This window comes from Lentzea sp. NPDC059081 (assembly GCF_042738015.1).
Taxonomy (GTDB): Bacteria; Actinomycetota; Actinomycetes; order Mycobacteriales; family Pseudonocardiaceae; genus Lentzea.
In genome coordinates this window covers 511,020-524,489 of record NZ_JBHYGW010000003.1, presented here as the reverse complement: position 1 = coordinate 524,489, position 13,470 = coordinate 511,020, and the positions used below count along the sequence as shown (strand labels likewise).

At 63.1% G+C, this 13,470-nt stretch carries 14 protein-coding genes and 1 tRNA gene; 10 read left to right on the top strand and 5 right to left on the bottom strand.

The features are described from left to right. Window positions 1-342: 342 nt before the first annotated feature. Window positions 343-579, bottom strand: a complete 237-nt coding sequence (locus ACFWV3_RS10210; protein WP_382410345.1) for a hypothetical protein — start codon at window positions 577-579, stop codon at window positions 343-345. Window positions 580-984: 405 nt separating this feature from the next. Between ACFWV3_RS10210 and ACFWV3_RS10205 the strand changes: the two genes are divergently transcribed. Continuing rightward, complete coding sequence (locus tag ACFWV3_RS10205; RefSeq protein WP_382410343.1) at window positions 985-2,280, top strand: hypothetical protein; 1,296 nt, start codon at window positions 985-987, stop codon at window positions 2,278-2,280. 47 nt (window positions 2,281-2,327) lie between these two features. Continuing rightward, a complete protein-coding gene (locus ACFWV3_RS10200) occupies window positions 2,328-3,248 on the top strand; it encodes a hypothetical protein (protein ID WP_382410341.1) in 921 nt (306 codons plus the stop codon). A 10-nt stretch (window positions 3,249-3,258) separates the two neighbouring features. Here the strand turns inward: ACFWV3_RS10200 and ACFWV3_RS10195 are convergent, their stop codons facing one another. Genes ACFWV3_RS10195 through ACFWV3_RS10185 form a run of 3 tightly spaced genes read right to left on the bottom strand, consistent with a single transcriptional unit; the run spans window position 3,259 to window position 5,333 of the window. Then, on the bottom strand, window positions 3,259-3,732 hold the full coding sequence (locus tag ACFWV3_RS10195; protein ID WP_382410339.1) for an NUDIX hydrolase: 474 nt from the start codon (window positions 3,730-3,732) through the stop codon (window positions 3,259-3,261). A 57-nt stretch (window positions 3,733-3,789) separates the two neighbouring features. Beyond that, window positions 3,790-4,494, bottom strand: a complete 705-nt coding sequence (locus ACFWV3_RS10190; protein ID WP_382410337.1) for an HAD family hydrolase — start codon at window positions 4,492-4,494, stop codon at window positions 3,790-3,792. Next, window positions 4,491-5,333 (bottom strand): GntR family transcriptional regulator, encoded by an 843-nt coding sequence (locus ACFWV3_RS10185; protein ID WP_382410335.1) that lies wholly within the window; start codon window positions 5,331-5,333, stop codon window positions 4,491-4,493. The genes ACFWV3_RS10190 and ACFWV3_RS10185 overlap by 4 nt, the downstream gene beginning before the upstream one ends. Window positions 5,334-5,555: 222 nt before the next feature. On the opposite strand from ACFWV3_RS10185, the gene ACFWV3_RS10180 reads away from it, so the two are divergent. The 7 genes from ACFWV3_RS10180 to ACFWV3_RS10150 all read left to right on the top strand — a co-directional run bounded on the left by ACFWV3_RS10180 (window position 5,556) and on the right by ACFWV3_RS10150 (window position 12,039). Continuing rightward, window positions 5,556-6,035 (top strand): hypothetical protein, encoded by a 480-nt coding sequence (locus ACFWV3_RS10180; RefSeq protein ID WP_382410333.1) that lies wholly within the window; start codon window positions 5,556-5,558, stop codon window positions 6,033-6,035. Between the two features lie 2 nt (window positions 6,036-6,037). Then, window positions 6,038-6,307 carry a hypothetical protein gene (locus tag ACFWV3_RS10175; protein ID WP_382410331.1) on the top strand — a complete coding sequence of 90 codons (270 nt, stop codon included), beginning with the start codon at window positions 6,038-6,040 and terminating at the stop codon, window positions 6,305-6,307. Continuing rightward, on the top strand, window positions 6,304-6,582 hold the full coding sequence (locus ACFWV3_RS10170) for a hypothetical protein (protein WP_382410329.1): 279 nt from the start codon (window positions 6,304-6,306) through the stop codon (window positions 6,580-6,582). The genes ACFWV3_RS10175 and ACFWV3_RS10170 overlap by 4 nt, the downstream gene beginning before the upstream one ends. A 968-nt stretch (window positions 6,583-7,550) precedes the next feature. After that, complete coding sequence (locus ACFWV3_RS10165) at window positions 7,551-9,014, top strand: FtsK/SpoIIIE domain-containing protein (RefSeq protein WP_382410327.1); 1,464 nt, start codon at window positions 7,551-7,553, stop codon at window positions 9,012-9,014. Beyond that, window positions 9,011-10,615: a replication initiator gene (locus ACFWV3_RS10160; protein ID WP_382410325.1), complete on the top strand. Its 1,605-nt coding sequence runs from the start codon at window positions 9,011-9,013 to the stop codon at window positions 10,613-10,615. The genes ACFWV3_RS10165 and ACFWV3_RS10160 overlap by 4 nt, the downstream gene beginning before the upstream one ends. Window positions 10,616-10,633: 18 nt before the next feature. Then, window positions 10,634-10,828 carry a helix-turn-helix domain-containing protein gene (locus ACFWV3_RS10155; protein ID WP_382410323.1) on the top strand — a complete coding sequence of 65 codons (195 nt, stop codon included), beginning with the start codon at window positions 10,634-10,636 and terminating at the stop codon, window positions 10,826-10,828. Further along, on the top strand, window positions 10,828-12,039 hold the full coding sequence (locus ACFWV3_RS10150) for a tyrosine-type recombinase/integrase (protein ID WP_382410320.1): 1,212 nt from the start codon (window positions 10,828-10,830) through the stop codon (window positions 12,037-12,039). The genes ACFWV3_RS10155 and ACFWV3_RS10150 overlap by 1 nt, the downstream gene beginning before the upstream one ends. Window positions 12,040-12,118: 79 nt before the next feature. On the opposite strand, the gene ACFWV3_RS10145 is transcribed toward ACFWV3_RS10150, so the two are convergent. After that, window positions 12,119-12,194: transfer RNA gene (locus ACFWV3_RS10145), tRNA-Lys, on the bottom strand. 184 nt (window positions 12,195-12,378) lie between these two features. Between ACFWV3_RS10145 and ACFWV3_RS10140 the strand changes: the two genes are divergently transcribed. Next, window positions 12,379-13,440: an aldo/keto reductase gene (locus ACFWV3_RS10140; RefSeq protein ID WP_382410318.1), complete on the top strand. Its 1,062-nt coding sequence runs from the start codon at window positions 12,379-12,381 to the stop codon at window positions 13,438-13,440. The last annotated feature ends 30 nt before the right edge of the window (window positions 13,441-13,470 follow it).

Sequence of the window (13,470 nt, the reverse complement as noted above, 5' to 3'; positions counted from 1 at the left end):
GCGCGTTGGCGCGACCTGGTGCGGGAGGCGCACGTCAGGCGAGGTGGTGGGCCGCCAGGGACTCGAACCCTGAACCCGAAGATTTCCGGAAGTCGATCGGCGTTGTTTGCTGATCTTCGTCGACAGTGCTCGCTACCTGCGCGGATGCGGTCTTGATCTGAGCACTGTGGACAGTCGCTTCTCGACGCTTGCCGTCGTTTTCTGAGGCTAAAGTGTGCCGTCGATCTTGGTCCTCTGGCCGCCCGCACCTCTGCCATCATCCCGACACTGAGCCTAGAACGCGGCCGGTGGCGTTGGGCCAAGGTACTCGCTCCAGCCTTGGCGCAGCGTCGTCGGCCGTTGTCATGCTGGCACGTCGGGGTGCTGCTCCTCATGCGGCAGGACCTGGTCGATCCAGGCGAGCAACCTGGGCAACGCTTTGTCGGAGCCGTAGCAGTCTCGGTCGGTACCGAGCACCTGTGCTTCAAGATGAGGCCACCCCATCCGCAAGGCGTTGTAGTGCGCTTGGCCCTCGCGCTGGTCCGGGTATCGCCGCATGACCTCGTCCACAAGATCGAGGTACTTGCTGATCGCGTCCACTGCGCCTCCCTCAAGCGAGGCTAGCTCGATGACCACCGACGTCTACATCGGCGCGGAGGGATGCTCATCCCGCTTGTTCCGCAGCCCGGCTAGCCCCTTGATCGGTGGCAAGGCGGCGAAGCCGTCGCGGCAGTCGAGCGCCAGGACCGGCAGTCCGCGGTGACCCTGACGGCGCTCGTAGGGAGCCGCTGGCCGGCGTGGCTCTTATGTGTGAGGCCGTCAGTGGGGCAGGCCGGAGGACGGCGCGCAGCGCCGCCCGGCCGACCGGCGCAGCGAAGCGGATGCCGGGAGTGCCGGGATGGAGGGTGTTCGCCGTACGCGCGGAGCGTGCCGCTAGCGGCGGCCTTGATCCTGTAGAGCCAAATTCGGCAGCTGTATACCGATTGAACGTTGCATACTGTTCAGATGGCTAGCACAGCTCGGACGTCGGTACTCGACGTAATTGATGGCTTCTTCGGTGCCCCGTGGTCCGAGTCCGACATCGAATCGCTCTCTGATGGGGCGCTGAAGGAGCTCGGCTATCAGGTAGAAAACTTCTACGATAATTGGTCACCTCCGGCGATCGATGGCGTAAAGTACAGGTCTTATGGTGGCGGCGCATCTATCGTGCAACCAGGAAATCCTGGCATGCCATTTCTTTCGAGTTCTTTGTTGTACTCGGATGAGATTGTGATGCATTGTCCGCTGGATGAATGGGTATGTCGTAGACGTGGCACTTTTCGCGCGCCTGGTCCGTACCGGTCCAATAATCCGCAGCTCTCGGTACAGCCCTTGCCGTCCGCTGACGCTAATCAGGGCTCGTTCGCTGGGTCTGATCATGCTGAGAATCTCGCGAAGATTCTAGCAGCGACTGGCAGACTGAAGAGGTTTGAGAAACCTATCCGCGAAGGGTGGATAATACCGGTACCGCATTTGCGTCTCTGGAAGAGTTCGGAAGAGAAGATCTGGTCTCAGATCCGACGTGATGTGCTTGATCTGGACGTGCACGATATTTTGAATCGTGAGTGGGTAGGCATGCCTGCTGTTTCAGATTACATTCGAGGCCTTCAGGTAACGCCAAATGCGGGCTGGCATCCGGCCGACGCGGCAAAGGCAGTGGTGGAGCCGCCGTCTCTCTACTTCAATCGTACGTTGGCTATCGGGTCGCTCGTTGAATCAAGGTTTACTCCTTGTGCAGATGTCGATCTTGCGCTGTTGATGAATAAATTCAAGCAAGCCACGACGCTCAACCGCGAGCTTAGGGATGCGCTCCTGGTTAAGGCGCTTGATGGGTACGCAATTCCAAACTTCGACGAGCAGGATATTCTTGAGATATGCCGTATTCGAAAGTCTGATGAAGCCTTTGATGAATGGAGGGCGGAGCTGTCGCGCCTTGTCTCCGGAAAGTCAATCCCGACATCCGCTGATCTTGGTGAGGTTGAGAGTCAGCTATCTGAAGCGATTAAACAAATGGTTTCTGATCTGCGCCGAAAGGTCAAGAATGACCGTTCTCTATCTGCTCGCGCCGCTCGCGCACGAATGGAATTTATCGACATCGGATTTTTGGGCGTGGCCGCCTTCCTGCCGGAAAAACTAGCGCTAGCGGCTGCGCTTCCGCCGATCCTGAAAATGGCGGTTCAGATGCTGATTTCTCCTGCTGGGGGTGCAGGATCGGTGTTACTCAAGGTGGATCAGGCTGGGCTTCTCAACGGCGCCCGGTGATTAGTCTGGATCCCTGACACGAGGAAAGCGGGGGCAAGTTAATGGAGATGACCTACCATCTGATGACATGGGGTGCGTCCTCTGCTCCGGGAGTCAAACATCAGGTAGATTTGTTTGCCCCCATCGACAAGTTCGAGTACGAACGCGTTATGGATTCAAATGCTCAACTAATGCGATTTATTGAGGCCGACCTACTTCCGTATGTCGAGTACAGTTACCAGCAGTTTATGGGTCTGGTTAAAGCGCTTGACCATGCCGCTAGGTTCTCTGCGCAAACTCCGCAAATCAATGCTGCGTTCAATCTGGAGCTATCTTGCAATCTACTGGGCTTCCTGTCGGCCGTGGTGATGTATTACGAGCAGACGACCCGAGTAGTCAAGCATCGCTCTGAATCGGATTCGCGCGCGAGTGAGCAGCTGCGGACTCTATTTGTCGAGGCTTTCGACGGAGCCCTTGGATACCGTTTCTGCTTTAAGTTTCGACAGTTCGTCGCTCATAAGTCCTTCAATGCTGTCAATTTTTCCATTAATCGTCAGGCTGATGTAAGGGCGAGTGGAATTATTGTCCCAAGGGGAGGATTCGTTGCTGAGATGGATAAGGCGCATCTACTAAGTGAGCGTGATGTATGGAACAAGCAGCTGCGCGAAGAAATAGAGGAAATGCCTGATCGAATAGATCTAATTGCCATGATGGACGAGGCTATGTCGGCCGTTCGGGAAGTTGGCAAGAAGGCGCGCAAACTCGTATTCCCGGACATCTCAAATACGCTTTTCTACATGCGCGAGCTGGCTGCTCGATTCGATGGTAGGGCGGGCACTCCTGGAGTTATGCGCATGCCCGCGATTAGGTCAGAGGATGGAAGATCTGAGATCTCACCATTGTTCCTTGATTTCAACATCATTGGAATGGCGGAGGCCATCTTGGAAGAGTCGGCAGTGCTTGGTGATAGCTCAGAGGCTGATACCTGAGAAGTATTATCTACACCGCAAAGTATGGCGTTGATCGTTCCTCGAACCCGTGCTTGATCCGAAGTCGTATGGATGGATGGATTGTTAGCGTATCAAGGTCACCGCGGCTGACCCAGGTAACTTCGCTTGACTCGCAGCTCGTTCGCAGTGCTCCGCCGGTCGGACGCGTTCGGAAGCAGATGGAGAACTGCTGCCGCACCTCGCCGTCCGTGTACGCGATGACGTGGGCGGGGTCGGAGTACACGCCGATGATGTCGACGGGTTGGACGTCGATCCCGGTCTCTTCCTTGACCTCGCGGATGACGGACTGACCGATCGTCTCGCCAACGTCCTGCGCCCCGCCGGGGATCGAGTACAGGTCGTTGTCGGTGCGCCGAATCATCAGCAGCCGGCCGTGCTCGTCCTGCACGAACGCGGTCACTGCCACGACGATGTTGGTCGCTTTGGGGGCGTTCGGGTCGTTGTAGTGATCAGTGCGCGCCATACCAACTGCCTACCAGCTCCGCGGCTGCTTGCCGTCGCCCTACTGGTGGACCTGCGGTTAGAGCGTGTCGTTGAGCAGAGCCATGTCTGTGACGATCACCTGCGGACCCTCAGCCATGAACAAGTCGGTCTTGCCGGGCCTGTTGGCGTATCCGACGAAAGATGTCCCGGCTGCATGAGCGGCCTGGATGTCGGTCAGCGAGTCGCCGACAAGCACGCACCGCGCGGGAGCAATCTTGAGGTGTTCGTTCGCCTGACGGAGCAGGAATGGGCTCGGCTTCAACCGCGAAGGATCCGAATCGGCGCGCGCGGACACGTAGTCAACGCACGCGCTCAGTTCGTGAAGGTGAAGGTACGTCTCGACGGCTGCCACGCTGTTGTTGCTGACAACTGCCATCGTTCGGCCTGCGGCGTGCCATGACTGGATGAGGTCGTGCGTTCCCGGCGTGGGTTCGGCGCTGGCGACGGCCTCAACTTCATGAGCGCGCATTGCGGCCTCGACGTATGCGGCCTCGTCCTCGCCAAGCGTTGCGGCGTAATAGAAAACGTCGAACGGGTCCTCGGTCTTCTCGATCTCGGCGGACAGCTCGGTGTATCCGCCTTCGGCGAGAATGCGGCGAAGCTGGTCGGCGACGAGGTGTGCAGGAAGGCCGGCGAAGACGTCGCAGATCGGGCCGTCGAAGTCGAGCAGCAACGCGTCGGCGCTTGCCAGGATGCGTTGTACGGCTTCGGCATCGTTGACAGGGACCGGTTCGGGGCTCACCGCTTGTACTCCGTGCTGATCGTGTTCCACATGCTGTCGAACCACGTGCGCGCCTGGTCGACGTACTGACTGCCCGTGCTGGTGTCGTCATCGGTGGTCGAGTGCTGGAAGAGGATGGCGTCCTTGCCCATCAGGTCGTAGATCGCCTGAGGCTCACCGCCAAGAGACAGCACGTGTTCGCGGACCGGGTAGAAGCCGAAGAACGCTTCCTCGTTGTTGATCAGGTAGAGCTTGAACAACGGGGCTGTCGGGTGAACGCGCACTTCCGCGGTCGCGTCCTTGACGAGTCCGAGCGCTCCCAGTTCGGTGACGTTGTCGACGATCGCGAGCGTGTGCCGCCGCATGATTTCCTCGGCACGCTTGCGGAATGCCGGACTGTCAGCACGTTCGTCCACGGTGACCGGAACGGACCACGGCACACTGGGATCTGGAACGAGGATGCGAACGTGGATCGACGCAGGCGTGAGTCGGCCGATGCGGATCTTGTCGAGCGGCTCCTGCATGATGCCGTGCAGCGTCTCGCCGGAGAAGCCAGCGAAGTCGATCGTCACGCGCTCGGCGTCGAACGCGCGCTCGATGTGAGGCCGTAGTCCAACCGGGCGCTCGGTGCGCTCGCGGACGAACACGCCGCTGCCCTGCCTGGAGACGATCAAGCCTTCGTCGCGCAGCTCGCGTAGGGCGTTCTGCACGGTCATGGGAGCGACTTCGTACTTCTTCGCCAGCTCGGCGCGAGAGGGCAGCTTGTCGCCGGCCTTGAAGACCTTGGTCAGGATGGCTGCCCGTAGAGCGTTCGCTACCTGCACGTACGGCGGGCGCGGGTCGTCCGGGTCCAGTGCCATGTCTCCTCATCTCGCGGTCGGCTGGTGCAAAGCGACGTGTAAAGCGGCGCAAAGCGAACGTGTTCGCACATGTTCGCAGTGTCCGTTCGCACTTGTCTAGCCCGCCTAGTGAGCTAGCTGACCAGCGCAAATGGGCCAGTTCTTGACTTGGCTAGACAGGCTAGCTACGTTGTAACTTGTCTAACCCGGATAGGCGGGCTAGCAAGGCGACGGAGGTTAGTCATGGCGGTTCCCTACGGCACGCGCTTCGAGGCCGCGTTTGACCAGGTCTTTCCGATGGGCGCGCTCATGATCGGTGAGGTAGTCGCTGACCTGGAGTACATGAGCCAGGAGGACCGGGCTCGGGGTCGGCAGGCCAAGCAGAGGGTTGACGAGAGGTCCGGCAAGCGGCAGTGGAAGGTCGTGGTCACGGACCCGTCCGCGGAGAAGGAGCGGGACGCGTCGGTCACCGTGACGGTGCTGGCTGAGGTGCAGCCCGTTCCGCCGCACTCGGTCCAGGTCATGCCCGGTGTTGAGGTGCGGCCGGTCGCGTTCGAGGGGCTGACGGTCGAGCCCCGCGTGATGGGCGACAAGTTCAAGTACCAGGGCTTCACGATTCGCGCGACGGGCATTGCTGCGCCGCAGACGGGTGCGGCTCCCAAGCGGGAGACCGGCAAGCCCGCGGGTCAGCAGGGCCAGAGCGACCAGAAGACGGCGGCCTAGTTGTGGCGCGGCCGTCGCGTGAGGCGGTCGCCCGGTGGAACACCGCGTATGCCGAGCAGACAGCAGCCCTGTTCGAGGCGTCCAGCACGGGCGACAAGAACGCGCTGATTCGTCTGGCTATTGGCTACTCGGCTGTGGCGCAGGCGTGGCGGATCCTGGCCGCCGACCTGGCGGTGCCGTTGTGGGCACGGCACGCCTGCGCCATTGCGGCAGAGGAGTTCGAACGGCGGGCGCGGCTGGAGCAGTCACGAACAGTGGACGAGGAAACATGATGCTCAAGCTGTTGATCTCGCCTGGTCCGGACGCATCGGCGGACATCGTGCCGTGGCCTGACAAGGCGGATGCGGCTCATTGCCTTCGGCTGAACATGGATCCGTCGATGATCGTCATTCACATGCCTGAGGGGCCTGATGCACGGGAGGAGATGGCGACGTTCCTGCGCTCGCTGTCTCAGCACGCCGGCATCTTGGCTGCCGTGTTGGACCCCAAGGGTGGAATGGGCTGGATCGGCAACATGCCGGAGCAGCTCCAGCCGGAGCGAGGTTAGCCATGCTCGGTGACCTGCTACGGCCTGACACCGTTCTTGATGAATTCGCAACGGACGTAGACGCACAGCTGATTCTGGTTGCGCTGCTTGATGATCCGTGGGCACTTTGGACGACGCAGAAGCTTTCTGAGGATCTTGGCGCGTCACTGCGGGCCACGTATCGGAGGCTGGAACGCTTGCGGTGCAACGGAATCGTGCAACGAGTTTCGTTCTGGCCAGAACGCAAGCGCCCGTGGCGGTACTGGGTGACGCCCGATGGACTGAGGCCTGCCCGGTGGATGATCCGCGCCAATTTCGAGGCGCTGCATGAGTTGGCCGGACCGCTCGGGCTGTCGGTTCGCAAGGCGCTGGGGTTCGGCCCGCTCCTGGACGCCTGCCGGTGTGATTGTGGCCGGTGTTGTTGCGGCCTCCCACACATCTAGCCGCGTAAGGCGGTGGTGCCGGTGAGGCCTCGCCTGCTGGCTCGCTTGATGTACCGCATGAACCTGACTGCAACGCATCCGGTGACTGGTCGGGTTCGGATCGAGTACCGGAACTGCTCGCGCTGCCTCGGCGGCGGTTGGTTCCGCAAGACGGAGAGGCGACCGCTCTGCTCCTGGTGCAGGGCACTCGCGAAGAAGCTCAAAGAGCGCTGATCGACAACTAAAGAACAAGTGTTGGTGTGTCGCACGGGAAACAGTCCAAAGTCTTGGCGGGCCTTGACTGTTCCCCGGCGACGTACCGACTCGATCCACCTTGCTTTCTTTGCGCCACAAGGAGATTCGAGCCATGCGAAGCGTATCGCCACACGTATGTGGCACGTCAAGTCAGGGCGGCCGTCCGGCTGAATGGAAGCTTCCGAACGGTCGTCAGTGCCAGCGTTGCAAGAGGTTCGGCGTGTTCGCGCCGGGGCAGATCAAGTGCTGCCGCTGCCTGGGCTGGCTGCCGCTGATCTTCGTCGTTGTGGTCGTGGACGGCGGTGACCTGCGATGAAGAAGCACAAGTGGGTAGATCCGGCCCCGTTCGAGGGCTACCGGCCGCAGGTCCCGTGGTGGGCATACCTGCCGTGGTGGCTGAACCTCCTCCTGCTGCCGTTCGTGCTGGCCTGGCTGGCGGTGCGCCTGGTCGTGCGGCTGGGACTCATCGCGGTGCACTACCCGGTTTCCGTCGTTGGGCTGCTTACCGGGCACCTGTTCTACGTCCAGTTCGGATGGTCGGGTTTGACCTTCGTTGTCCTGTCGATCGCCGGGGCGCTGACGATCTGGGCTGGCCTGGACCGCGGCTCATTCCTACGTCATGGCTGGTACCGGCTGCTGACCGAGTGGCGGCGGCTCACGGTGTACGTGCCGCATTGGCGGACCGTGATGCGTCTCGCTGAACTCACGAAGGAAAGCCGGCGGAAGGAGTTCCTTCCCAAGCTGCGTCGTGTGCGGTCTGAGGGCTGGCGGGACAAGGTGCGGGTTCGGATGATCCCGGCGCAGTCTCCAGAGCAGTGGGAAGCGCGGCGGGACAACTTGGCGCACTCGTTCAACGCTCGATCGTGCCGGGTGCGGGTGCTTCGGCCGCGCGTGCTTGAGCTCGACTTCATCCACTCTGATCCGCTGGCTCGGCCCGTCGCCGTTCCGCAGCTCGCGCAGGCTGGTGAGGTCGACTTGAAGCGGGTCGTCGTTGGTCAGACTGAGACCGGCAAGCCCTGGCGATTGAAGCTGCTCGGCTCGCAGGTGCTCGTGGTCGGTGTGCCTGGTGCAGGCAAGGGCTCGGTGTTGTGGTCGATTGTGTGGCAGCTCGCTCCAGCCATCAAAGCTGGTCTCGTTCGCCTGGTCGGCATCGATCCAAAGGGCGGCATGGAGCTGGGGCAGTGCCCAGACGCGTTCGAGAAGGTCGTCTACGACAACGGGCCGGAAGCTGTTGCCCTGCTTGAAGAAATCGCGGCTGAAGTCAAAGAGCGCGCCTCTCGATACCGGGGTGTTCGGCGGCTCTGGGCGCGCAGCACGGGTGAGCCGTTCACGGTTCTCATCGTGGATGAGCTGGCGGACCTGATCGCCTACCAGCCTGACCGGAACCTTCGTGAACGTGCCACCCGCGCGGTGCAGACGATCACCTCGCAGGGCCGCGCCCCTGGCTATGCCGTTGTGGGCCTGGTCCAGGACCCGCGGAAGGAGGTCGTCGCCTTCCGTCACCTGTTCACGACTCGCGTGGCGCTGCGCCTGGACGAACCCGTGCAGGTCGACATGGTGCTCGGTGACGGTGTTCGGCAACGCGGCGCGGCGGCGCACGAAATCAGTGAGAACACGCCTGGCGTCGCTTGGGGCAAAGAGGACGGGCAGCGCGAACCGGAGCGTGCGCGGGCCTTCAACGTCACGGACGCGGACCTGGTCGAGCTGGGCGTCTACCTCACCCCGGCCACCGTGCACGAGTTCCCGGACCGGTCTGATGGGAGGGCTGCGGCATGACCGAGTACCTGACCCGCTCAGAGCGGATGAAGCAGCCGGCCGCGCTCGATGTCGCTCGGGCCGTCGCCACAGAGCACGGTGTCTGTGTGCGTCCGTTGGCCAAGGAGCGGATCGACCTCGACACCGGACGCGTGGACATCGTGCCCGTGCCGTGTGGCTCGACGGTCGCGAGTGTCTGCCCAACTTGCGCGGAGAAGAACCGGCGTCTGCGGATGGCGCAGTGTCGCGAGGGGTGGCACCTGACCGAGGAACCGGACTTCACGCCGGAGGCTCCGAGTGACGATCAGCAGGAATTGACCGCCTACCGGGCGGACCTGGTCAAGGCCTTCCGCCTGGCCCTTGATGAGGGGGACGAGGTCGGCGCGGAGGAGGTACGTGACGAGGTCGCGGAGGTCGACGCCGAACTTCGGCAACTCGGAGTCCGCGGTTCGCTCCCGTCTCTGGAGATCCCGCTCAAGGCGGCTCGGAAGCGGTCGACCAAGCGTCGTCAGGACGCTGCGAACCTGCCTCGCCGGCCGGTCAGCAAGCGCACGGTCGGCAAGGTGTTCGGCGGCAAGTACCAGCCCTCGACGTTCCTCACGTTGACGCTCGACACCTACGGCAAGGTCCGCAGCGATGGCACCCCGGTTGATCCAACGACGTATGACTACCGGCGGGCCGCTCGGGACGCGGTGCACTTCGCTGCCCTGCTCGATCGGTTCGTGCAGAACCTTCGACGCTGTGTCGGCTGGGAGGTCCAGTACTTCTCGACGGTCGAGCCACAGCGGCGACTGGCTCCGCACTGGCACGCGGCGGTCCGCGGAAGCATCTCCCGCGCTGAGCTGAGGGCGGTCGCTGAGGCCACGTACCACCAGGTCTGGTGGCCGGAGCATGACGAGATCAAGTACAGCGGCGACAACATGCCGTTCTGGGACGTGAGGGCCAAGGCGTTCGTTGATCCACAGACGCGTAAGGCCTTGCCTAGCTGGGAAGACGCGCTTGATGAGGTCGAGCGACCGGCGCACGTCGCGCGGTTCGGCGTGCAGGTGCACTCCAAGGGCATCCTCGGCGGCAGCGAAGAAGCCGGCCGTCACATCGGCTACCTGACCAAGTACCTCACCAAGAGCATCAACGAGTGCTACGAGGCTCAGACGGCACGTCAGGAAGACCATGCCGAACGGCTCTGCGCGGAGCTGGCCGTGACGCCTTGCTCACCGCAATGCGCCGTGTGGCTGCTCTACGGCGTCCAGCCTCGCGGGGCTCGACTGTCCACGGTTCCGGGCAAGTGCAAGGGCAAGGCCCACAAGCGAACCACGCTCGGCGTCGCTGGTCGGCGGGTGCTGGTCTCGCGGAAGTGGTCGGGCAAGTCGCTGGCGGACCACAAGCACGACCGGAAGGTGTTCGTTCGGCAACTGCTCGCGGACGTCGGGATCAAGCCCGAGGACGAACCGCAACGGCTGGTCTGGAACAACCTCCAGCCCGGTGACCCGAACGTGCCTCCGCGGGCGCATCTGCTGTTGAGCGCTGTCGCGGAACGTCGCAGGTGGAAGGCCGAATACACGGCCGCGCTGCTCGCATCCGCCGGGCCGCCAGAAAGCTCGGCAACTCCGCAGGCTGCTTGATCTAGGGGGAGAAACATCATGGAAGCACGCGACTTTGAGCCACTGTGGACAGTCAGCGACGTCTCGGCCTACCTGAACGTCCCGGTCCACACGCTCTACGGCTGGCGCACGAAGAACTACGGCCCGCCCGCACGGCGCTTGGGGAAGCACCTGCGGTACCTGCCGTCCGAGGTTCGGAACTGGTTCGAGCACCTGCTTGAGGAGGCTGCCTGATGGGACGGCCACCTCTCGACATCGGCACGTACGGCGCGATTCGTTGCTACCAGGAGGCAAAGGGCTGGCGTGCCCAGACGAACTATCGCGACTACGACGGCCAGACACGGCCGGTGCAGCGGCGCGGGAAGACCAAGACGGAGGCGGAGAGGAACCTCAAGAAGGCGTTGGCTGAGAGGAGGGCACCTGCCGGTGACGGGCTGACGCCTGACAGCCGGTTCAAGGAGGCTGCGGCTCTGTGGTTCGGCAAGTTCCAGGCGCTCGCCGATGCCGGCAAGCGGTCACCTGGCAGCGTCGACACCTACCGGAGCATCCTTGATCGTCACGTGCTGCCTGGCCTTGGTGAGCTGCGGATTCGTGAGATGACCGTGGCGCGGATCGACGCGTTCCTCCAGGCGCTGTGGCGGTCGGTCAGCGTCGACACCGCCAAGACGGCACGGTCGGTGCTCTCCGGGGCGCTGAGGATCGCGGTCAGGGACAAGGCGCTGGACACCAACCCGGTTCGGGAGACGGATCGGCTGGAGGCTGGGCGAAAGAAGAGTCCGAGGGCGCTCACGCTGGAAGAGCGGCTCTTGTGGCTGGAGATGCTGGAGTCGGACGAACAGGCGGTGAGGTGGGACCTTCCTGACCTGTCGCGCTTCATGATGGCGACCGGTGTCCGCATCGGTGAGGCGCTGGCCGTCTACTGGGAGGACGTCGGCTTCGAGGCGGGCACGGTCGCGGTGAACTACACCGTGATCAGGGCCAAGGGCATCGGGCTGATCCGGAAGTCCACGAAGACGGAGGCTGGAGAGCGGACGCTTCCGCTGCCTCGGTGGGCGCTGGACATGTTGAAGCGGCGACGTGTGACCACGCTCTTCCCGAACGGCCCGGTCTTCCCGAGCAGCCTCGGTGGCCTGCGTGACCCGTCCAACGTTCGGAGGGACCTCCGCAAGGCTCGCGGCGGCGAAGAGTTCGCCTGGGTCACTTCGCACGTCTTCCGGAAGACGGCGGCCACCATCCTCGATGAGGCCGGCCTCTCGGCGCGCCTGGTCGCGGATCAGCTCGGGCACGCCCGGCCCTCGATGACGCAGGACGTCTACTTCGCCCGCAAGGTGGTCGACAAGCGCACGGCTGATGCTCTGGAGAGCGCGTTCGGCACGCCGAAACGAGACGCTGACGAGGCTGAAGAGGACCAGGTCCAGGACGGTCCGCCTGATGCCGCAGCTTGAGAGTCAGAGGGGTAAAGCGTGCCAAAGGTGTGCCAGCGATCTTGAAATGCGAAACCCCCAGGCCTGTGACCTGGGGGTTTGGTGGGCCGCCAGGGACTCGAACCCTGAACCCGAAGATTAAAAGTCTCCTGCTCTGCCAATTGAGCTAGCAGCCCTCGCCGCCACAGCCTACCGATCTCCACCCGGCGATGTCCTTCGGGTTGCCAACCTCACCCCAGCCACCCAGCGCGAGGCGAAACCGAGAGGATCAGGCAAGAACCGGACCGGATCGCAGTACCACCGGCAGGCCCAAGACCCTGGAATGGAGAAAGCAACAAACCGACCCAAGGAGCCAAGACCATGCCGCTCGACCACTACGTCACCCTCGGCCGCTCGGGCCTGCGCGTCAGCCCGTTCGCCCTCGGCGCCATGACCTTCGGCGAGGACCCCGGAGCTGCCGGGGCGAGTGTCGAGGAGTCCGAGAGGATCCTCAAGGCTTACCTCGACCGTGGCGGGAACTTCGTCGACACGGCCAACTTCTACGCCAACGGCCACTCGGAGAAGATCCTCGGCGACTACCTCAAGGGCAATCGCGAACGGACGGTGCTCGCGTCCAAGTTCTTCTTCAACATGCACCTCGGCGACCCCAACGGCGGTGGGGCGGGGCGGAGCGCCGTTCGGCGGCAGCTCGAGCAGACGCTCCGGCGCCTCCAGACCGACTACCTGGACCTCTACTGGCTGCACAACTGGGACCGGAGCACGCCGATCGAGGAGACCATGCGGGTCCTCGACGATCTGGTGGGATCGGGCAAGGTCGGGTACATCGGGTTCTCCAACGTGCCCGCCTGGGTGACGGCGCAGGCCCAGACGATGGCCGAGCTCAGGAACTGGACGCCGCTCATCGCGTTGCAGGTCGAGTACTCGCTGCTCGAGCGGAGTGTCGAGGCGGAGATCGCTCCGATGGCGGACGAACTGCGCCTCACGCTGGTGCCGTGGAGTCCGCTCAAGAACGGGTTCCTGAGCGGCAAGTACCGGCGAAACGCCCAGGTCAGCGACTCGAAGCGGGCCGCGTACGTCAGCAGCCCCACCGAGGACGACTTCCAGGTCATCGACCTCGTCACGGCCATCGCCGAGCAGCAGGGCACGACGCCCGCGGCGGTCGCGCTCCACTGGCTTCGGAGCAAGGGCGCGGTGCCGATCATCGGCGCGCGGAAGCTGGAGCACCTGGAGAGCAACCTCCGGGAAGCGACGCTCACCGCGCAGCAGCTCGAGGCGCTCGACGCGATCTCGCGGCCCGAACCCCGCTATCCCGCGAGGTTGCACGGCGAGACGCGGAAGATGCTGCAGTTCGCCGGCACCACTGTGGACGGTGAGACCTCGCAGATCTACCCGCCGCTGCTGCAAAGCGACGTCCGCTACTGAGGTAGAGCCTGCTCCACCTCCACAACGGAA